General features: G+C 68.6%; 16 protein-coding genes. All 16 read right to left on the bottom strand.

From position 1 onward, the window contains the following. Nucleotide 1: 1 nt before the first annotated feature. The 16 genes from ACEU5R_RS04990 to ACEU5R_RS05065 all read right to left on the bottom strand — a co-directional run bounded on the left by ACEU5R_RS04990 (nt 2) and on the right by ACEU5R_RS05065 (nt 18,578). A complete protein-coding gene (locus ACEU5R_RS04990; protein WP_392409314.1) occupies nt 2–718 on the bottom strand; it encodes an SDR family NAD(P)-dependent oxidoreductase in 717 nt (238 codons plus the stop codon). Nucleotides 719–823: 105 nt separating this feature from the next. After that, nucleotides 824–1,267, bottom strand: a complete 444-nt coding sequence (locus tag ACEU5R_RS04995; RefSeq protein ID WP_392409315.1) for an SCP2 domain-containing protein — start codon at nt 1,265–1,267, stop codon at nt 824–826. After that, the gene (locus ACEU5R_RS05000) at nt 1,264–2,166 is read right to left on the bottom strand and encodes a U32 family peptidase (RefSeq protein ID WP_392409316.1); all 903 of its coding nucleotides are present in this window, start codon (nt 2,164–2,166) and stop codon (nt 1,264–1,266) included. The genes ACEU5R_RS04995 and ACEU5R_RS05000 overlap by 4 nt, the downstream gene beginning before the upstream one ends. Then, nucleotides 2,157–3,173 carry a peptidase U32 family protein gene (locus ACEU5R_RS05005; protein ID WP_392409317.1) on the bottom strand — a complete coding sequence of 339 codons (1,017 nt, stop codon included), beginning with the start codon at nt 3,171–3,173 and terminating at the stop codon, nt 2,157–2,159. Before ACEU5R_RS05005 ends, ACEU5R_RS05000 begins: the two co-directional genes overlap by 10 nt. Before the next feature lie 109 nt (nt 3,174–3,282). After that, nucleotides 3,283–3,945, bottom strand: a complete 663-nt coding sequence (locus ACEU5R_RS05010; RefSeq protein WP_212314629.1) for a response regulator transcription factor — start codon at nt 3,943–3,945, stop codon at nt 3,283–3,285. Nucleotides 3,946–4,012: 67 nt separating this feature from the next. Continuing rightward, nucleotides 4,013–5,950 (bottom strand): type IV pili methyl-accepting chemotaxis transducer N-terminal domain-containing protein, encoded by a 1,938-nt coding sequence (locus ACEU5R_RS05015; protein ID WP_392409318.1) that lies wholly within the window; start codon nt 5,948–5,950, stop codon nt 4,013–4,015. Nucleotides 5,951–6,040: 90 nt separating this feature from the next. After that, nucleotides 6,041–6,550, bottom strand: a complete 510-nt coding sequence (gene mobB / locus ACEU5R_RS05020) for a molybdopterin-guanine dinucleotide biosynthesis protein B (protein ID WP_392409319.1) — start codon at nt 6,548–6,550, stop codon at nt 6,041–6,043. After that, complete coding sequence (locus ACEU5R_RS05025) at nt 6,547–7,206, bottom strand: carbonic anhydrase (RefSeq protein WP_392409320.1); 660 nt, start codon at nt 7,204–7,206, stop codon at nt 6,547–6,549. Before ACEU5R_RS05025 ends, mobB begins: the two co-directional genes overlap by 4 nt. 1 nt (nt 7,207) lies before the next feature. Then, nucleotides 7,208–8,296 carry a GTP 3',8-cyclase MoaA gene (moaA, locus tag ACEU5R_RS05030; protein ID WP_392409321.1) on the bottom strand — a complete coding sequence of 363 codons (1,089 nt, stop codon included), beginning with the start codon at nt 8,294–8,296 and terminating at the stop codon, nt 7,208–7,210. Continuing rightward, nucleotides 8,293–9,057 (bottom strand): peptidylprolyl isomerase, encoded by a 765-nt coding sequence (locus ACEU5R_RS05035; protein ID WP_212314620.1) that lies wholly within the window; start codon nt 9,055–9,057, stop codon nt 8,293–8,295. The genes moaA and ACEU5R_RS05035 overlap by 4 nt, the downstream gene beginning before the upstream one ends. Nucleotides 9,058–9,087: 30 nt before the next feature. Continuing rightward, nucleotides 9,088–9,771, bottom strand: a complete 684-nt coding sequence (narI, locus tag ACEU5R_RS05040) for a respiratory nitrate reductase subunit gamma (protein ID WP_103274268.1) — start codon at nt 9,769–9,771, stop codon at nt 9,088–9,090. Nucleotides 9,772–9,792: 21 nt separating this feature from the next. Further along, nucleotides 9,793–10,440, bottom strand: a complete 648-nt coding sequence (narJ, locus tag ACEU5R_RS05045) for a nitrate reductase molybdenum cofactor assembly chaperone (protein ID WP_212314617.1) — start codon at nt 10,438–10,440, stop codon at nt 9,793–9,795. A 15-nt stretch (nt 10,441–10,455) separates the two neighbouring features. Next, a complete protein-coding gene (narH, locus tag ACEU5R_RS05050; RefSeq protein WP_103274266.1) occupies nt 10,456–12,021 on the bottom strand; it encodes a nitrate reductase subunit beta in 1,566 nt (521 codons plus the stop codon). Beyond that, nucleotides 12,018–15,758: a nitrate reductase subunit alpha gene (locus tag ACEU5R_RS05055; RefSeq protein WP_103274265.1), complete on the bottom strand. Its 3,741-nt coding sequence runs from the start codon at nt 15,756–15,758 to the stop codon at nt 12,018–12,020. Before ACEU5R_RS05055 ends, narH begins: the two co-directional genes overlap by 4 nt. Nucleotides 15,759–15,902: 144 nt before the next feature. Beyond that, complete coding sequence (locus ACEU5R_RS05060; protein WP_103274264.1) at nt 15,903–17,288, bottom strand: NarK family nitrate/nitrite MFS transporter; 1,386 nt, start codon at nt 17,286–17,288, stop codon at nt 15,903–15,905. A gap of 24 nt (nt 17,289–17,312) precedes the next feature. Then, nucleotides 17,313–18,578 carry a nitrate/nitrite transporter gene (locus ACEU5R_RS05065; protein WP_369869677.1) on the bottom strand — a complete coding sequence of 422 codons (1,266 nt, stop codon included), beginning with the start codon at nt 18,576–18,578 and terminating at the stop codon, nt 17,313–17,315. Nucleotides 18,579–18,683: the final 105 nt, after the last annotated feature.

Consider the following 18,683-nt stretch of genomic DNA (forward strand, 5'->3'; position numbering starts at 1 on the left):
CTCAGAAGCGTTCGTCGAGGATCGCCGGCAGCACCAGTTCCCGCACGAAAGAGGCATCGGACAGGCTGAGCAGCGCGCGCACCATCGCCACCACATCGTGCACCGGCGCCAGCGTGCCCTCGCCGCGCCGGCTGGCCTCATCGCGCGCCACCGCCAGTCCGTCCTCGGTATTCAGGTAGCCCAGCTGCAGGCAGGTGACCGCCAGCCGCCGCGCCCGGAAACTCTCGCGCAGCGCGTCGGCGATGCCCGACAGCGCCGCCTTGGACGCGCCGAACGCCACTTCGGGCCGGCCGCTGCGCGGCAGTCCCGAGGTCGAGCCGGTCAGCACCAGCTGCGGCTTGGCACGACCCAGCAGGCGCGGGATCAACCGTTGCAACAGCAGGATCGTGCCGGTGATGTTGATGTCCAGCAGCCGCGCGATCTGTTGCGGCGAATCGGCCAGGAAGTCGTAGTCGTCGCTGAAAGCCTTGTCTTCCCACACGCCGACGTTGTAGAGAATGGCGTCCAGCTCGGCCGGCGCCTGCTCGGCGATGCGCGCGGCGGCGGCCTCGGGGTCGGACAGGTCCGCCTCGATCCAGCGCAGCGCGCAGGACGGCGCCACCGTCAGGTCCGTGGGCGCCTTGCGCGATACGCCGATGATCATTTCCGCGTCCTGCCCCAGCCCTTCGGCCAGGGCGCGGCCCAGGCCCTTGCTGGCGCCCACGATCAATATCTTCATGCTGTGCTCCGTTGCTGTGTCGGCCCGAGGATATAGCACGACTGGCGGCGCGGATGCGTCAAGCCCCCGCGCCGCTGTCGGTCATGCAAGCGGCCCATCCCGGACTCACGCTTGCGGCCTCCCCAGCGCGCCCAGCTTGTCCAGCCAGGCCGGGCGCGGCGAGGCGTCCAGCCAGTTCTTCACGATCAGGCCCAGCTCGGTGTCGCCTGAGATCCGCAGGCGGCGCTGGAAAAACAAGGTATCGGCGTCCATGTCCGCGCGCATCAGCGCCAGGAAGTCGGCCAGCTTGGCGCCCAGTTCCAGCTCGGCCGGCGCGCCGTCCCACACGGGGCGGAACGCGCCGCCACGCACGGCGAAGCAGCTGCGCAGGCCCAGGTCCTCGACGGTGATGGCGAAGCGCCGCCCGTCCAGTTCGGCCGGAGGCTGCAGCCACTTGAAGCGGCGCGCCAGCTCCAGGCCGGCGGTGAAATGCAGCGACACGAGCGGCGCCGGCAGCTTGCGGCCCAGCCGGGCCAGCAGCGCGGGCGGCGCGGGCAGGCTCAGGTTCATGCCGGCTCCCGCAACAGGTCGATGCCCGCGTGGCCGTAGTAATAGCCGTTGCAGCGTTCCATGCCGGCGGGCGGCGCGACCTCGGCCGCTGGCGCGCCATGGCGCGTGGCGTCCAGCGCCGCGATGGCGGCCTGCGTGCCGCTCGATTGCGGGCTGACGCGCAGCACGCGCGCGCCCATCACGGCCAGCTCCATCGCCTGGTCCAGCAGGTCCAGACAGGCCGCCGACTGCACCTGGATACCGTTGATGGCCAGGAAGTCGCGCGACTCGCGCGTGCGCAGGTCCAGGCCGTCGGGATGCTCGATGCAGCGGAAGCCGCAGTCGTCCTTCTTCAGCCGGAAATGGCGGGCGGTGAAGCAGCGCGCCGAGAACGCCAGCGCCATGCGGCCCCACACCATGACCTCGCACTCCAGCGCGGCGGGTTTTTCCGCCAGCAGGCGCGCCAGCGTGGCGCTGTCCATCTCCAGCGGCGCGACGAAGCGCACCGCGCCTCGGCTGGCCAGCCAGTCCAGCGTGCCGCCGTGATACGCGTTCATGTGCGGCCCGGCTACGAAGGGACGGCCGGCCAGGTGGCGCAGCGCGCCCACCTCGCCGGCCTCGATCAGGAAGTCCTGCTGTTCGCACAGCTTGCGCAGCGCGCCGGCCTCGGAGCCGGTCTCGATCAGGGTGCGGCCCGACAGCACCACGGTCTTGCCGGTGGCGCGCAGGTCGCGCGCCAGGTCCAGCCAGTCCTCGGCGCGCAATTCGCGGCGGCGGCTGCACACCGTCTCGCCCACGTAGATGATGTCGGCCGGGCCGTCGGCCAGGTCGGCGTAGAAGTCCAGCGTCTGCTGGCGCGGCCAGTAATACAGCAAGGGGCCGACGGAGATGCGGAATGCCGGGGTTGCGTTCATTTCCATGGACGTTCGAATGCGCCTTGGGTGACTTGGGAGCCCTCGGCATGGCGCGCCAGCATGGCGTTCCATTCGGGGCGCGGGGAAAAACGCGCGGCGTCGGCGTGCGCGCTGTCCAGCGCGGCGCGCAGCGTGGACACCACCTGCGTCACATAGGCCGGGCTGCGTTGCCGCCCTTCGATCTTGACGGCGGACACGCCCATCTCGGCCAGCCGGGGCAAGAGGCCGATGGCGTTCAGGCTGGTGGGTTCCTCCAGCGCGTGGTCGTCGGCGCCATCGACCTTGAAGCGGCCCTTGCACAGCGTCGGATAGGCGGCCGGCTCGCCCGGCTCGTAGCGGTCGATCAGGATGCCGTTCAGGCGCGCGTCCATGCGGCCCTTGTCCTCCACCCAGCGCACCGCGTGCGCGGGCGAACAGACGCCCTTGTTGTTGGGGGAATCGCCGGTGGCGTAGGACGACAGCAGGCAGCGGCCCTCGGCCATCACGCACAGGCTGCCGAAGCCGAACACCTCGACCTCGACGCTGACCTGTCCGCAGATGCGGGCGATCTCGGCCAGCGTCAGCACGCGCGGCAGCACCACGCGCTTGATGCCGAACTGCTCCTTCATCAGCTCAATGGCGTCGGCGTGCGTGGCCGAGCCCTGCACCGACAGGTGCAGCCGCAGGTCGGGATAGCGGTCGCTGGCATAGCCCAGCAGGCCCGCGTCGGCCATGATGACCGCGTCCGCGCCCAGCGAATGGGCCGCGTCCACGGCGGCGCGCCATTCCTGGCCGCGCCCGGCCTGCACGAAGGTGTTGATGGCGAAAAGGACCTGTCGCCCGCGCGCATGGGCCAGCTCGACGCCGGCGCGGATGTCGTTTTCGGTGAAATTCAGCCCGGCGAAGTTGCGGGCATTGGTGGCGTTCTTGAGGCCCAGGTAGACCGTGTCCGCGCCCGCCTCGATAGCGGATTTCAGCGCGGCCAGGCTGCCGGCCGGAGCCACCAGTTCCATGGGTGAGGTTCGCGTTTGCATGCCGGCCAGTCTAGGGGCCGGTGCCGGGCGCGGCCTTGTCGCAGATCAAACGGCGGCGGGCCGGCGTTTGCGGCGGATCAGCCCGCCGGCGGGCGCGCGCGCCGCGCGCTCATTCCTCGACGTGCAGCCCGTGTTCCACCGCGTACACGGCGACCTGCACGCGGCTGGTGAGATTGAGCTTCTTCAGCACGTTCTGCACATGGATCTTGACCGTGCTTTCGCTGACGTCCAGCTCGCGCGCGATGACCTTGTTGCTGGCGCCGCGCGCCAGGTACTGCACGATCTGCGTCTCGCGCGCGGTCAGCCTGTGGCGCTCGCCCTGCCCCGCCGGCTGCGCGCCGGCCTGGGCCTGGCCACGGAACTGCTCGACCAGCTTGGCGGTCATGCTCTGCGCGATGACCGGTTCGCCGCCCGCCGCGCGGCGGATCGCGCTGGTCAGCGCCTCGGCGTCGATGTTCTTGACCAGATAGCCGCGCGCGCCGTCGCGCAGCGCCTGCCCCAGCTCGTCGGCCTCTTCCGACACGGTCAGGATGATGACCGCACAGGACGGCAGGTCCTGCACCAGCAGTTGCAGCGTTTCCAGGCCGGACAGGCCCGGCAGGTTCAGGTCCAGCAGCACCACGTCGGGCTTGAGTTCCTTGGCCCGCTTCAGGCCCTCGACCCCGTCGCCGGCCTCGGCCACGATCTCGAAATCGGGCTGGCGCTGCAACAGCAGGCGCAGGCCCGAGCGGAACAGCGTGTGGTCGTCGACAAGAAGGATTCGGATGGGCATGGTATTGCGTCGTTCAGTTATGGAAAGCACCGGCGTGCAGCGCTTCGGGGGTGGGCTACCCCTCCCCTTAGGCGGCCAGGCGTTCTGCGCCGGGCAGTGTCAAGAGGACTCGCGTGCCCTGGCCGGGCCGCGATTCGAGTTTTATGACGGCGCGCAGGCGCGCCGCGCGCTCGCGCATGATGTGCAGGCCGACATGGGCCTCGCCACGGGCGGCCACTTCCTCGGCGTCGTAGCCCTGCCCATCGTCACTGATGCTGAGCACGAAATCGCGCCCGTCCTCGACCTCGACGCGCACGCGCGCGGCCTCGGAATGCTTGCGCACGTTGGACAGCGCTTCCTGCAGGATGAACAGCACCTGCAACTGCTGGTCCGGCGCCAGCGGCGCGCCCTGGCGCTCGCCCACGGCCAGCTCGGTATCCATGCCGGTCTGGCGGCGGAAGCGGTCCACCGTGTCCTCGATCGCCACGTACAGGTCGCCCTGCGACAGCTTGCTGCGGAAATTGGTCAGCAGCTCGCGCACGTCCTGGTAGCTTTCATCCACGCCGGTGCGCAGCAGCGGCAGGATTTCATCGACCTCGGCGGCGTCGCCGCGCTTGACCGCGCCGTCCAGCATCTGCAATTGCAGGTTCAGGAAATTCAGGCCCTGCGCCAGGCTGTCGTGCAGCCCCTGCGCCACCAGGCCGCGCTCCTGCACCACCGCCAGCTGCCGCGCCTGGGCGCTCAGGCGGCGGTTGTCCAGCGCCACGCCCAGGTGCTGGCCCAGCGTTTCGAGCAGCTGCGATTCGGCAGGCGCCAGCTTGCGCTGGCTGCGGAAATGCAGCGAATACGAACCCAGCACCTCGTCGCGCGCGACGATGCGGAAAACGGCCACGCTGGCGAAGCCCTCGCGCTGGCAGTTCAGGTCCAGGCTGGGCGGCGCGTGGCGGAAGTCCTGGATCACGATCACCCCGGCCTTGCGGGTGGCGACGCCGCAATAACAGTCGTCCACGCGCATGCAGTGCTCGGACTCGACCAGCGCGTCCGACAGGCCCACCGACACCATCAGGTTGAGCTTTTCGTTGTTCGGGTCGAGCGCGCGGATGCTGCCGCCCTCGGCGTCGAATTGCAGCATGACGCGCCGCAGGAAGCCGTCGCACAGCGCCTCGATCTCGTTGGGCTGGTTGAGGAAGGCCGCCATGTCGTAGAGCGCGCCGATGTCGCGGTTCTGCGCCGCCAGCTGGGCCGTCTTCTGCTCCACTCGCTGCTCCAGCCCGGTGTACAGCCCTTGCAGCTCGTCGGCCATGCGGTTGAAGCCGCGCGCCAGCACGCCGAACTCGTCGCGGCTTTCCACCGGCAGCCGGGTGCTGAACTCGCGCGCCGCCATGCGCTGCAGGCCGTCGCGCAGGCGCAGCACGGGCGAGATGATCCACAGGTACAGCAGATAGATCATGGCCAGCGTGCCGGCGCTGGCGATCGCCGCCAGCACGCCTTGCGACAGCCGCAGCATCGTGGTCTTGCCGGCGTTGTCCTGCTCAATCATGCGCACCAGCGTGTCGGCCTTGGCCACGAACTCCGGCAGCGTCTCCAGGTAGTAGGCGGCGTCGGGCCGGCCCAGGGCGCGCATGGCCGAGGGCTTCATGATCTCGCGCCAGTAGCCGGCCACCTCGCTCCACTGCTTGCGGATGCCTTCGTCATTGGGAATGAACAGCGGCCGCGCCGGATTGCCCTTGGCCAGCCGCGCGATGGTCTCGTCCATGAGCAGGATCTGCTCGTCGGTGCGCACCTTGCGTCCTTCCTGCGGCCGCATCAGCTCCACCGCCACCCGGTTGGCGCGCATGCGCAGGCTGCCGGTATCGTTGATGGCCGCGCCCGCGCCTTCCAGCTGCCAGGACAGCCACAGCGTCCAGCTGATCATGGACAGCACCACCACCAACGCGGCCAGCGAGGTGGCGATGATGCGCGTGGACAGGCGATGCCGGGGTGACGGCAGGCCGCCGGGGTCGGTTCTGGAATCGATAGGGGTCATGAATGTCTTGCTTGCCGGGCCGGCATGGCGCCAGTGTAGTCCTTCGGCGGCCGGTTACAGATTGGTCCTGGCCCGCCCGGCGGGGAAAACCTAGGCTTTCCCCGGCGCCAGCCCCAGTGTGCTGCAAATGAACGCCGCCACCGCGTCCGGCTCGTTCAGCGGCAGGCATGGCAGCGTCGTATCTAGCGCCGCGTCCGTGACCACAGCCAGGAAGCCGCCGTCCTCGGCGTGCAGCGCCGGCTTGCCCAGCGCCGGCCGGTAGACCTCGAGGCGCGGGATCGCGGCCTGCTTGAAGCCTTCCACCAGCACCAGATCGGCCGGCGCCAGCCGCTCCAGCTGCTGCGCCAGCGTGGGTTCGGGTCCGCCGCGCAGCTCGTGCACGATGGCATAGCGGTACGGCGAGGCCACCATCACCTCGTGCGCGCCGGCCTGGCGAAAGCGCGCGCTGTCCTTGCCGGGCGGCTCCATCTCGAAATCGTGGTGGCTGTGCTTGATCACGCTGACCGCCAGCCCGCGCGCGCGCAGCAGCGGCAGCATGGCTTCGATCAGGGTGGTCTTGCCGCTGCCGGAACGGCCGGCGATGCCGAAGACTGGGGTCATGCAAGCTCCGTGAACAGGGGGCAGACGATGGGCAGGAAGCCGTCCGCGCGCTGCGAGTATGCCAGCAAAGCGCCCGCCACCAGGTCGAAATACCAGCCATGCAGGGTCAGCGTGCCGGCCTCCAGCGCCCGCCGCACGCAGGGCAGCGACTCCAGGTTGCGCAGCGAGATCAGGATGGAGGCCTGTTCGCAGGCGCGCCGGCGCTCGGCGTCCGGGGCGTCCGGCATCTGGTTCAGCACGCGCTGGCGGGCCGGCTCGGCGATATCCATCCAGCGGTTCAGGTAGTCCGGCTCGCCGGCCGCGCCGGCGGGCCGCTCCATCAGCGCGCGGATGCCGCCGCAATGCGCGTGGCCCAGCACGATGATGCGGCCGACCTTGAGCTGGTCCACCGCGAACTGGATCGCGGCCAGCACGCCGTGATGGCCCTGGTCGCGGTCGGCCGGCGGCACCAGGTTGGCGACGTTGCGCACGGTGAAGATGTCGCCGGGATCGCAGCCCAGCAGCATCGCCGGGTCCACCCGCGAATCGCAGCAGCCGATCAGCAGCGTGCTGGGGTGCTGGCCGTCGCGCAGGTTGCGGTAGAGCGAGGGCGCGGCCTCGTAGTACTGGTACTGGAAGCGCTGGAAACCGTCGATGAAGCGTTCGATATCGCGCATCTCAGCCTCCCGTCTGCGCCATGAAGCGCAGCACGCGCTCGGGCCGGGCGTTGAAGTCGTGCCGCTCCGGCTTGGCGGCGATGCCGGCCAATAGCGCGCCGCGCAGCTCGGCGTCGCTGGCGCCGGCGCGCAGCATGCGGCCCAGCGGCACCTGGTCTTCCTGGCCCAGGCACAGATAGAGCGTGCCGTCCGCGCCCAGCCGCACGCGGTTGCAGGCGGCGCAGAAGTGACGCGACATGGGCGTGATCACGCCCAGCACGTGCGTTTGCCCGTCGGCGGTCCAGTAGCGCGCCGGGCCGGCGCCGCCGGCCGCCAGCGCCGGCACCAGGCCATGACGGGCCGCCAGCCGCCCGCCCAGCGCGTTCAGGTCGACATGCTCATGGGCGCGGCCGCAGTCGCCCATGGGCATGGGCTCGATCAGGCGCAGCACGAAGCCCTGTTCGCGGGCATAGGCCAGCAGCCGCTCTACGTCATCTTCAGGCGTGGCGGCATGCACCACGCTGTTGAGCTTGACCGGCGCGAAACCGGCCTCGCGCGCGGCGCGCAGCCCGTCCAGCACGTCGGCCAGGCAGTCGCGCCCGGTGATGGCCTGGAAGCCGGCGGCGTCCAGTGTGTCCAGGCTGACATTCAGGCGCCGCACCCCGGCCTCACGCAGCGAGCGCGCATGGCGCGCCAGCCGCGTGCCGTTGGTGGACAGCGACAAGTCGCTCAGGCCCGGCATGGCCGCGATGGCCGCCGCCAGCCCGGCGACGCCGCCGCGCGTCAGCGGCTCGCCGCCAGTCAGGCGCACCTTGCGCACGCCGTTGTCGACGAACAAACGCACCAGCCGCGCCATCTCCTCGTGGCTGAGCCAGTTGGCCGGAATCTCGGCGCCCTTGTAGTCCTTGGGCAGGCAGTAGGTGCAGCGCAAATCGCAGCGGTCGGTGACGGAGACGCGCAGATAGTCGATGCGGCGGCCATGGCCGTCGATCAGACCGGCGCCCGCGCGCGCCGACGCGGGCGAGGACGGGGCGCCGGGCGCGACGGCAGAGGCACTGACGGATGCAGCAGCGGATTCAGAAACAGACTCAAGAACAGACGGGGGCTTCATGGCGCGCTCCCGCCGCCGAACACGCGCTCGGGCTCGCCATCGTCCAGGTCGATGCCCTCGACGCTGGCGCGCCCCACCAGCAGCTTGAGGTACTGGCGCCACGCCGTGTCCCGGCTCACCGAGGACAGGGCATGGGCGATCTGCTGCGCCACCTGCTCATAGGCCAGCATGCGCCCTTCGATGCGGCGCGTGACGCGCACGATGTGCAGGCCGTGGCGGGTTTCCAGCAGCTGCGGCAGCAGGCCGCCGGCGGGCAAGGCGAACACGGCGCGCTCGAACTCCGGCACCGTGTCGCCGCGCCCGAGCTGGCCCAGGCTGCCGCCGACCGCGGCCGACGGACAGTTGGACTGCTCGCGCGCCACCTCGGCGAAGCGCGACGGGTCGGCCATCAGCTCGTCCAGCACCACCCTGGCGTGGGCGCGCAGCATGTCCAGGTTCACGCCGGGCGTGACCTGGAACAGGATATGGTCGGCCTCGATCAGCTCGCCCACCATGAAGCGCTCGGGATGGGTCTGGTAGAAGCGGCGGCAGGCCGCCTCGTCGGCCTCCGGCGCCCTCGCCTCGCTGGCCAGCAGCGCGCCGATGGCGACTTCCTCGTCCTCGGCGTCCAGCCCCTGCCGGCCGGCCTCGTCCAGCAGCACCCGGCGCAGCACCAGCGCGGTGATGGCGCTGCGCATCGGGTTGCTGGCGTCGGCGTGGCGCGGCAATTCGCGTTCCAGATCGGCGTCGTTCAGTTCGACGCCATTGACGATGACAGGCATGTTCGGCTCCTTCGTATTCCGGGACGCGGCTCAGCGCGGACGCACCAGCTGCCAGGCGCGGCCCAGGTAGCCCAGCGAGGCAAAGCCGCTCCAGACGTGCACCAGCCGGGTGAAGGGAAAGATCACGAACAGCGTGAGCCCCATGAACAGGTGCGCCTTGAACACCGGCGAAACGCCGGCGATGTGGCTGGCGGCGTCGCCCTGGAAGGTGACGATGTGCTGCGCCCAGGTCATCAGGCTGACCATCACCTCGCCGTCCATGTGACCGGCGGACAGCGCGATGGTCGACAGGCCCAGCAGCAGCGTGACCAGGATCCAGAGCAGCAGCAGCTTGTCGCCCGGCTTGGTGGTGGCGGCGATGCGCGGATCGCTCATGCGGCGGTGGATCAGGATCAACAGGCCGATCAGGCACAGCCCGCCCATCACGCCGCCGGCCACCATGGCGACCATCTGCTTGAGCGAATGCGACACGCCCAGCGTGTCCCAGACCACCACCGGCGTCAGCAGGCCGACGGCGTGGCCGAAGAACAGGCCCAGGATGCCGACGTGGAACAGGATGTTGCCCAGCCGCAGGCGGCCGTGGTGCAGCAGCTGCGAGCTGTCGGTCTTCCAGGTGTACTGCTCGCGCTCGAAGCGGACCAGGCTGCCCAAAAGAAAAACGGTCAAGGCAATGTAGGGATAGATGCCGAAGAAGAACTGGTTCAGGGTGTTCATGATGCGTGTTCCTGGCAGCGGTCAGCGGGCGGCCGTCCCGCGGGGGTAGAAATGCACCGCGTGCGCGCCGCCCTGGGCGGCCGGGCGCAGCAGCGGCTCGATGCCGTCCGGGCCGGCTCCGAAGGTCTCCATGGCCTCGTCCATGTCGCGCACCGGCGCCTCGGTCTGCTCGCGCGGCGTCACGGCGGACAGGTCGCGCAGCACGGCGAAGACGCAGGCGTAGGGGCTGTCGTTGCGCGCCAGCCGCGAACCGATGGCGGCCAGCACGTGGATGGCCTCGTCCAGCAGCGCCTGGGCCTGGTCGGCGTCGATCACGCCCAGGAACTCCAGGAACAGCGGCACGTGGTCCGGCAGTTCCGACACCACGGGTTCAAAGCCATGGTCGCGGTAGGTCTGCAGCAGGTCCACCATGGCCTGGCCCCGGTCGCGGCTTTCGCCGTGCACGTGCTCGAACAGGTGCAGCGAGTGCGAGCGGTTGCGGTCGAAGGTGGCGACGTAGGTTTCCTGCAGCGGGATCAGGGCCTGGCCGCCCAGCCAGGCGGTCAGGGGTTCCAGCGTCTCGCCGGCCCAGGGGTGGTCGGCCAGCGCGGCGTCGATCTCGGGCAAGGCGTCCAGCAGTTCCTGCTCGGGGTAGCTGAGCAGCGCGGAAAGCAGTCGGTACAAGCTCATCGTGTTCTCCTTTGCTCAGGCCGCGGCGGCCTTCTTGCGGGACTTGGGCATGTCGATGAAGATCTCGCTGCCCTGCGGCTTCTTGCCGAACAGCGAGCCCTCGGACACGCCGCCGGAGCAGCCGTTGCCGAAGGTGAAGCCGCAGCTGCCCTTCTCGTTGAAGCTGTCCTCGACCATTTCCTTGTGGCTGCTCGGCACCACGAAGCGGTCCTCGTAGTCGGCGATGGCCATGATGCGGTACATGTCCTGCACGGTGGCGTCGTCCAGGCCGACCCGGGCCAGCAGCTCGCTATCCAGTTCGCCGTGCACGGTCTCCGAGCGCTTGTAGGCGCGCATGGCCAGCATGCGCTCCAGCGCCAGCAGCACCGGCTCTTCCTTGCCCGCCGTCAGCAGGTTGGCCAGGTAGCGCACGGGGATGCGCAGGCTGGACACGTCCGGGATCATGGCGCTCTTGCCCACGGTGCGGGTCGGCATCTTGCCGGACTCGGCGGCCGTCTGGATCGGCGACAGCGGCGGGATGTACCAGACCATGGGCAGCGTGCGGTATTCCGGGTGCAGCGGGAAGGCCACGCGCCATTGCACGGCCATCTTGTAGACCGGCGACTTGCGGGCGGCCTCCAGCCAGGACTCGGGAATGCCCTGCTCGCGCGCGGCGGCGATCACCTCGGGCGAGTGCGGATCCAGGAACAGGTCCAGCTGCGACTGGTACAGGTCCTGCTCGCTGGCCACGGCGGCGGCGCGCTCGATCTGGTCGGCGTCGTACAGCATCACGCCCAGGTAGCGGATCCGGCCCACGCAGGTCTCGGAGCACACGGTCGGCTGGCCGGCCTCGATGCGCGGATAGCAGAAGGTGCACTTCTCGGCCTTGCCGCTCTGCCAGTTGTAGTAGATCTTCTTGTACGGGCAGCCGGAGATGCACATGCGCCAGCCCCGGCACTTGTCCTGATCCACCAGCACGATGCCGTCGTCCTCGCGCTTGTAGATAGAGCCGGACGGGCAGCTGGCGACACAGGCCGGGTTCAGGCAGTGCTCGCACAGGCGCGGCAGGTACATCATGAAGGTGTTCTCGAAGGTCGAGTACATCTCCTTCTGCACGCCCTCGAACAGCTGGTCGCGGCTGCGCGCACTGAACTCGCCGCCCAGGTCGTCTTCCCAGTTCGGGCCCCAATGGATCTTGTCCATCTTCTTGCCGGTCAGCACCGACACCGGACGCGCGGTCGGCGGCGTCTGCGACAGCGGCGCGTTCTTCAGGTGCTCGTAGTCGTAGGTGTAGGGCTCGTAGTAGTCGTCGATCTGCGGCAGGTTCGGGTTGGCGAACAGATTGGCCAGGATGCGCAGCTTGCCGCCCTGGCGCGGCTCCAGCTTGCCGCTGGCCGTGCGGTTCCAGCCGCCCTTCCACTTGCCCTGGTTCTCCCATTCCTTGGGATAGCCGATGCCGGGCTTGGTTTCCACGTTGTTGAACCAGGCGTACTCGACGCCGTCGCGGCTGGTCCAGACGTTCTTGCAGGTGACCGAGCAGGTATGGCAGCCGATGCACTTGTCCAGGTTCAGCACCATGCCGATTTGGGCGCGTATCCTCATGATTGCTTCTCTTCTTGTTGCGTTTCAACCAACGGGCCTTCAAGCCAGTCCACTTTCTTCATCTTGCGCAGCACCACGAATTCATCGCGGTTGGCGCCCACGGTGCCGTAGTAGTTGAAGCCGTAGGCCTGCTGCGCATAGCCGCCGATCATGTGGGTGGGCTTGAGCACGGTGCGGGTGACGGAGTTGTGGATGCCGCCGCGCTTGCCGCTGGTCTCGGCGCCCGGCACGTTCACGATCTTTTCCTGGGCGTGGTACATCAGGCACATGCCCACCGGCACGCGCTGGCTCACCACCACGCGCGCGGTCAGCGTGCCGTTGACGTTGAAGACCTCGACCCAGTCGTTGTCCACCAGGCCGGCCTGCCTGGCCTCGGCCTCGGAGATCCACACGTGGGGGCCGCCCCGGCTCAAGGTCAGCATGCGCAGGTTGTCCGAGTAGGTGCTGTGGATGCCCCACTTCTGGTGCGGCGTCAGCCAGTTCAGCACCAGCTCCTTCTCGCCGTTCGGATAGCGGCCCAGCATGGGCGCCACCGTCTTGGTGTCGATGGCCGGCTTGTAGACGCAGAAGCCCTCGCCGAAGTCCAGCATCCAGCGGTGATCCTGGTAGAACTGCTGACGGCCGGTCAGGGTGCGCCATGGGATCAGCTCATGCACGTTGGTGTAGCCGGCGTTGTAGCTGACCTCCTCGCTTTCCAGGCCCGACCAGGTCGGCGCCGAGATGATCTTGCGCGGCTGCGCCTGGATATCGCGGAAGCGGATCTTGTCATGCTCGCGACCGATCGCCAGGTGGGCGTGCTCGCGGCCGGTGATCTTGCTCAATGCCTCCCAGGCCTTGACCGACACATGGCCGTTGGTCTCGGGCGCGAAGGTCAGGATCATCTCGGCGGCGTCGATGGCCGTGTCCAGGCGCGGACGGCCCTGGCTCACGCCCGGCTCGCTGACGCTGTCGTTCAGGCCGGCCAGCTCGCGCACTTCGTGCTCGGTGTTCCAGTTGATGCCCTTGCCGCCGTTGCCCAGCTTGTCCAGCAAGGGGCCGACGGAGGTGAACTTGCGGTAGATGTCGTTGTAGTCGCGCTCGACCACGACCATGTTGGGCGCGGTCTTGCCCGGCACCAGGTCGCACTCGCCCAGCTTCCAGTCCTTGGGCTCGAAGGGCTGGCCCAGTTCTCCCGGGGTGTCGTGCATCAAGGGAGCCAGCACCAGGTCGCGGCGCTTGCCCAGGTAGGGGCCGCCGATCTCGCTGAAGCGCTTGGCCAGCAGCTTGTAGATCTCCCAGTCCGTCTTGCTTTCCCACAGCGGCTGCACCGCCTCGCTGAGCGGGTGGATGAACGGGTGCATGTCGGACGTGTTCAGGTCGTCCTTTTCGTACCAGGTGGCGGTCGGCAGCACGATGTCGCCGTACAGGCAGGTCGTGCTCATGCGGAAGTCCAGCACCGTCAGAAGGTCCAGCTTGCCCTCGGCGGCGTCGTCCTCATAGGCGACCTCGACCGGCTTGATGGCGTCGGCCTCGTCGCCGAACACGGCGTTCTGCGTGCCCAGCAGGTACTTCAGGAAGTACTCGTGGCCCTTGCCGCTGGAGCCCAGGATGTTGGAGCGCCACACGAACATATTGCGCGGGAAGTTGGCCGGATCGTCCGGGTTCTCGCAGGCCATCTGCAGCGCGCCCGACTTCAGGCCCTCGACGGCGTGCGCCACCGGGTCCTTGCCGGCGGCCTCGGCCTCGGCCACCAGGTCCAGCGGATTGGTGCGCAGCTGCGGCGCCGACGGCAGCCAGCCCATGCGCTCGGCGCGGGCGTTCAGGTCGATCATGCTGAGTTCGCCGTACTTGCCGCGGTCGGCGGTGGGGCCCAGCACTTCCTGCACGTTCAGCTTCTCGTGACGCCACTGGCTGGTGTGGGCGTAGAAGAACGAGGTGCCGTTCATCTGGCGCGGCGGGCGCGCCCAGTCCGAGGCGAAGGCCAGCGGCGCCCAGCCGAACTGCGGCCGCAGCTTTTCCTGGCCCACGTAGTGCGCCCAGCCGCCGCCGCTCTTGCCCACGCAGCCGCACATCATCAGCATGTTGATGATGCCTCGGTAGATCATGTCCATGTGGTACCAGTGGTTCAGGCCGGCGCCGACGATCACCATGGACTTGCCCTGGGTGTCGTGCGCGTTCTGCGCGAACTCGCGCGCCACCTGGATCACCTGGGCGCGCGGCACCGAGGTGTGCTTTTCCTGCCAGGCCGGGGTGTAGGGCACGTCGTCGTCATAGGACGTGGCGACATTGCCGCCGCCCAGGCCGCGATCCAGGCCGTAATTGGCCATCTGCAGGTCGTACACGGTGGCGACCAGCGCGTCCGTGCCGTCGGCCAGGCGGATGCGGCGCGCCGGCACATTGCGCGTCAGCAGCTCGTCGTGCTCGCCGCCGAAGTACGGGAAGCCCACGCCCACGACCGCATCGGCCTGGTCGATCAGGGACAGGCGCGGCGTGATGTCGCGGCCGCTGCCGCCGTCGCGCGCTTCCAGGTTCCAGCGGCCGACCTTCTCGCCGCCGTTGACCGCGCCCTCGCCCCAGCGGAAGCCGATGCTGCCGTTGGGCGCGACCAGATCGCCACTGTCCTCGTCATAGACCAGCGTCTTCCAGTCGGGATTGTTCTGCTCGCCCAGCGCGCCGTCCAGGTGCGAGGCGCGCAGGAAGTGGTCGGGCACATGGCGGCCGTCGCGCTCCTTGAGCAGCACCAGCATGGGCATGTCGGTGTAGCGGCGCACGTAGTCGCGGAAGTAGTCCGAGGCGCCGGACAGGTGGAATTCCTTCAGGATCACATGGCCCATGGCCATGGCCAGCGCGGCGTCGGTGCCCTGCTTGGGCGCCAGCCAGATGTCGCCGAACTTGACCATTTCGCCGAAGTCGCTGGACACGGCCACGGTCTTGGTGCCCTTGTAGCGGACCTCGGTGTAGAAGTGCGCGTCGGGCGTGCGGGTCTGCGGCACGTTCGAGCCCCAGACCATCAGGTAGGTGGAGTTGTACCAGTCGGCCGATTCCGGCACGTCGGTCTGTTCGCCCCAGACCTGCGGGCTGGCCGGCGGCAGGTCGCAGTACCAGTCGTAGAAGCTCAGGCAGGCGCCGCCCAGCAGGCTCAGGTAGCGCGCACCGGCGGCGTAGCTGACCATGGACATGGCCGGGATCGGCGAGAAGCCGATCAGGCGGTCGGGGCCGAACTTCTTGATGGTGTAGGCATTGGCGGCGGCGATGATCTCGGTGGCCGTGTCCCAGTCGGCGCGCACGAAGCCGCCCAGGCCGCGCACGGCCTTGTAGCGCTTGGCGCGGACCGGATCCTGGCTGATCCATTCCCAGGCCGCGATCGGGTCCATGGTCTTGCGGGCCTCGCGCCACATCTCGATCAGGCGGCCCCGGATCATCGGGTACTTAACGCGCTGGGCCGAATAGACATACCAGCTGTAGGACGCGCCTCTGGGACAGCCGCGAGGTTCGTGGTTGGGCAGGTCCGGGCGCGTGCGCGGGTAGTCGGTCTGCTGCGTTTCCCAGGTGATCAGGCCGTTCTTGACGTAGACCTTCCACGAGCAGGAACCGGTGCAGTTCACGCCGTGGGTCGAGCGCACGACCTTGTCGTGCTGCCAGCGCGCGCGGTAGGCGTTCTCCCAGCGGCGGTCCTCGTTGACCGTCTCGCCGTGCCCGTCCGCGAAGGTGGACTTCACCCTGGACATGAACTTCAGGCGATCCAGAAAATGACTCATTGTTGCTCTCCAAGAGCGCCGGCCCGGCCGGCGCATGCTGCTTGCTCTGCTTGCGAATCCACTTTAGGCCCGGGGCGCCGCGCCCGCCATTGCCCGCAGGCACAGGTCGGGCACGGCAGAATGACTAGTCACCCCGGTCATTGCTCAGCACGGCACCGGCGCGTTGCGGCGCGCGTACTGCCACCAGGTGATCAGCACGCAGGTGGCGTAGAAGGCGATGAAGCAATAGAGCGCCGCCTGCGCGCCGCCGGTCAGCTCCAGCGAGGTGCCGAAGCTGCGCGGGATGAAGAAGCCGCCATAGGCGCCGATCGCGCCGGAAAAGCCCAGCACCGCCGCCGATTCCTTGGCGGCCTCGGCCAGCGCCTGCTTGCGCCCGGCCTCGCCCCGGCCCTCGGCGGCCTGGGTACGCTCGCGCAGGAAGATCACCGGGATCATGCGGAAGGTCGAGCCGTTGCCCACGCCGGTCAGCGCGAACAGCACGATGAACATGGCCAGGAAGCCGTTGAAGTCGCCGCCCTGCCCGTTCACCGGCATGAACATCATCACGCCAAGCACCGCCGCGATCATGCCGACGAAGGTGAACAGCGTGACGCGCGCGCCGCCCAGCTTGTCCGACACCCAGCCGCCCAGCGGCCGCGTCAGCGAACCCACCAGCGGCCCCAGGAAGGCATAGGCGGTGGGATCGACCTGCGGGAACAGCGTCTTGGTCAGCATGGCGAAACCGGCCGAGAAACCGATGAAGGAGCCGAAGGTGCCCACGTACAGCCAGCACATCAGCCAGTTGTGCTTGCGCTTGAAGATCACCGCCTGGTCGGCGAAGGACGCGCGCGCGTCGGCGATGTCGTTCATGCCGAACCAGGCCGCCAGCGAGGCCAGCGCGATCGGCAGCACCCAGATGAAGCCGGCGTTCTGCAGCCAGATATTGGTCGCCGCGCCCTTGACCATGGCCTGCTGCGGGTCGCCGCCCAGCGCGCCGAACATGCCGGCCGAGATCGCCACCGGCACGGCGAACTGCACCAGCGACACGCCCAGGTTGCCGATGCCGGCGTTCAGGCCGGTGGCCAGCCCCTTCTTTTCCTTGGGAAAGAAGAAGCTGATGTTGGCCATGCTGGAGCTGAAGTTGCCGCCGCCCAGGCCGCACAGCAGCGCCAGGATCAGCAGCGTCGGATAGGAGGTGGACGGATCGCGCAGCGCGAAGCCCATGCCCAGCGCCGGGATCAGCAGCGAGGCCGTCGAGATGGCGGTCCACTTGCGGCCGCCGAACACCGGCACCAGGAAGGAATAGAAGATGCGCAGCGTGGCGCCCGACAGCGCGGGCAGCGCCGTCAGCCAGAACATCTGGTTCTTGGACAGCATGAAGCCGGCGCGGTCCAGGTTGACCACCACCACGCTCCACAGCATCCAGATGCTGAAGGCCAGCATCAGCGCGGGAATGGAGATCCACAGGTTGCGGTTGGCGATGCGCGCGCCGGTCTGTTGCCAGAAGCCGGGATTCTCCGGCTCCCAGCGCTGCAGGACATGAGTGGACATAGGGTTCTCGCTAGAAGGGAGGAATCAGGCCGGCTGGCGCCGGGCGATGGCCGCGCTTTCGGGCCGGAAACTGAAGTGCATGAAGATGAGCGACACGCAGACCGTGCCGTACAGCAGCATGAAGGCGCTGGAGCGCACGCCGGTCAGGTCCAGCAGCACGCCGAACAGGATGGGCAGGATGAAGCCGCCCAGGCCGCCGGCCAGGCCGACGATGCCGGACACCGCGCCGATGTTCTGGCCGAACTCGTCCGAGATGAACTTGAAGACCGAGGCCTTGCCGACGGCCATGGCGATGCCGACCACGAACAGCAGCACGGTGAAGGGGATGGGACCGAGCGCGATCTCGAAGCTGCGCGGACCGGCGGCGGTCATGATGGTGAACTGCGTCTGCGGGTAGCTGAGCAGGAAGAACGCGACCCAGCACACCCACATCACCCACCAGGTGGTCTTGTAGGCGCCGTAGCGGTCCGAAATCCAGCCGCCCACCGCGCGCAGCACGCCGCCGGGCAGCGAGAAGCAGGCCGCCAGCAGCGCCGCCAGCTTCATGTCGAAGCCGTATTCGCCGATGTAGTACTTGGTCATCCACAGCGCCAGCGCCACATAGCCGCCAAACACCACCGAGTAGTACTGGCAGTAGCGCCACACGCGCGGATCCTTGAGCATGGCGAACTGTGCCTTCAGGCTGGCGCCGCCGGTGACGCGATGCGCCGGATCGGACGACGAAAACAGCCAGAACAGCACCGCCGTCACCAGCAGCGCCACCGCGTATACCTGCGGCACGATGACCCAGGCGCCGCCGGCGGCCGCGATCAGCGCCGGCGCCACGAACTTGGTGATGGCCGAGCCGGAGTTGCCGGCGCCGAACACGCCCATGGCCAGGCCCTGCTTGTTGCGCGGAAACCAGCGCGCCACATAGGGCGTGCCGACCGAGAACGAGCCGCCCGTCAGGCCGACGAACAGCGCCAGCACCAGGAAGTGCCAATACTCGGTGGCATAGGACAGCAGCCAGATCGGCACCACGGCCAGCAGCATCAGCACGAAGAACACCGGACGGCCGCCGTAGCGGTCGGTCCAGATGCCCAGCGGCACGCGCACCAGCGAGCCGGTCAGCACCGGCATGGCGGCCAGCAGGCCGAATTCCGTCTCGGACAGCCCGAGCTGCTGCTTGATGGGGATGCCCAGCACCGCGAAGATCATCCATACCGCGAAGCAGATGGTGAAGGCGAAGGTGCTGGAGACCAGCACGCGCATGGGCGCGCCGGGCCGGGTATGACTGGGTGATGCTGTCATGGTCGTTCTCGCTTTGCTGACGGATCTATCCGACGAATACATGCGCTCAGACTAGGGATACCCCGCCGCGCGCGCCATTCGCCGGCCGACCATCCGGCCGCGCCG

It is taken from the genome of Achromobacter sp. 413638 (assembly GCF_043119405.1).
GTDB lineage: Bacteria > Pseudomonadota > Gammaproteobacteria > Burkholderiales > Burkholderiaceae_B > Achromobacter.

What these genes read in the sequence shown, in the direction of transcription:
- ACEU5R_RS04990 (WP_392409314.1), bottom strand. Translation starts at nt 718, where the DNA reads ATGAAGATATTGATCGTGGGCGCCAGCAAGGGCCTGGGCCGCGCCCTG.
- ACEU5R_RS04995 (WP_392409315.1), bottom strand. Translation starts at nt 1,267, where the DNA reads ATGAACCTGAGCCTGCCCGCGCCGCCCGCGCTGCTGGCCCGGCTGGGC.
- ACEU5R_RS05000 (WP_392409316.1), bottom strand. Translation starts at nt 2,166, where the DNA reads ATGGAAATGAACGCAACCCCGGCATTCCGCATCTCCGTCGGCCCCTTG.
- ACEU5R_RS05005 (WP_392409317.1), bottom strand. Translation starts at nt 3,173, where the DNA reads ATGCAAACGCGAACCTCACCCATGGAACTGGTGGCTCCGGCCGGCAGC.
- ACEU5R_RS05010 (WP_212314629.1), bottom strand. Translation starts at nt 3,945, where the DNA reads ATGCCCATCCGAATCCTTCTTGTCGACGACCACACGCTGTTCCGCTCG.
- ACEU5R_RS05015 (WP_392409318.1), bottom strand. Translation starts at nt 5,950, where the DNA reads ATGACCCCTATCGATTCCAGAACCGACCCCGGCGGCCTGCCGTCACCC.
- mobB (WP_392409319.1), bottom strand. Translation starts at nt 6,550, where the DNA reads ATGACCCCAGTCTTCGGCATCGCCGGCCGTTCCGGCAGCGGCAAGACC.
- ACEU5R_RS05025 (WP_392409320.1), bottom strand. Translation starts at nt 7,206, where the DNA reads ATGCGCGATATCGAACGCTTCATCGACGGTTTCCAGCGCTTCCAGTAC.
- moaA (WP_392409321.1), bottom strand. Translation starts at nt 8,296, where the DNA reads ATGAAGCCCCCGTCTGTTCTTGAGTCTGTTTCTGAATCCGCTGCTGCA.
- ACEU5R_RS05035 (WP_212314620.1), bottom strand. Translation starts at nt 9,057, where the DNA reads ATGCCTGTCATCGTCAATGGCGTCGAACTGAACGACGCCGATCTGGAA.
- narI (WP_103274268.1), bottom strand. Translation starts at nt 9,771, where the DNA reads ATGAACACCCTGAACCAGTTCTTCTTCGGCATCTATCCCTACATTGCC.
- narJ (WP_212314617.1), bottom strand. Translation starts at nt 10,440, where the DNA reads ATGAGCTTGTACCGACTGCTTTCCGCGCTGCTCAGCTACCCCGAGCAG.
- narH (WP_103274266.1), bottom strand. Translation starts at nt 12,021, where the DNA reads ATGAGGATACGCGCCCAAATCGGCATGGTGCTGAACCTGGACAAGTGC.
- ACEU5R_RS05055 (WP_103274265.1), bottom strand. Translation starts at nt 15,758, where the DNA reads ATGAGTCATTTTCTGGATCGCCTGAAGTTCATGTCCAGGGTGAAGTCC.
- ACEU5R_RS05060 (WP_103274264.1), bottom strand. Translation starts at nt 17,288, where the DNA reads ATGTCCACTCATGTCCTGCAGCGCTGGGAGCCGGAGAATCCCGGCTTC.
- ACEU5R_RS05065 (WP_369869677.1), bottom strand. Translation starts at nt 18,578, where the DNA reads ATGACAGCATCACCCAGTCATACCCGGCCCGGCGCGCCCATGCGCGTG.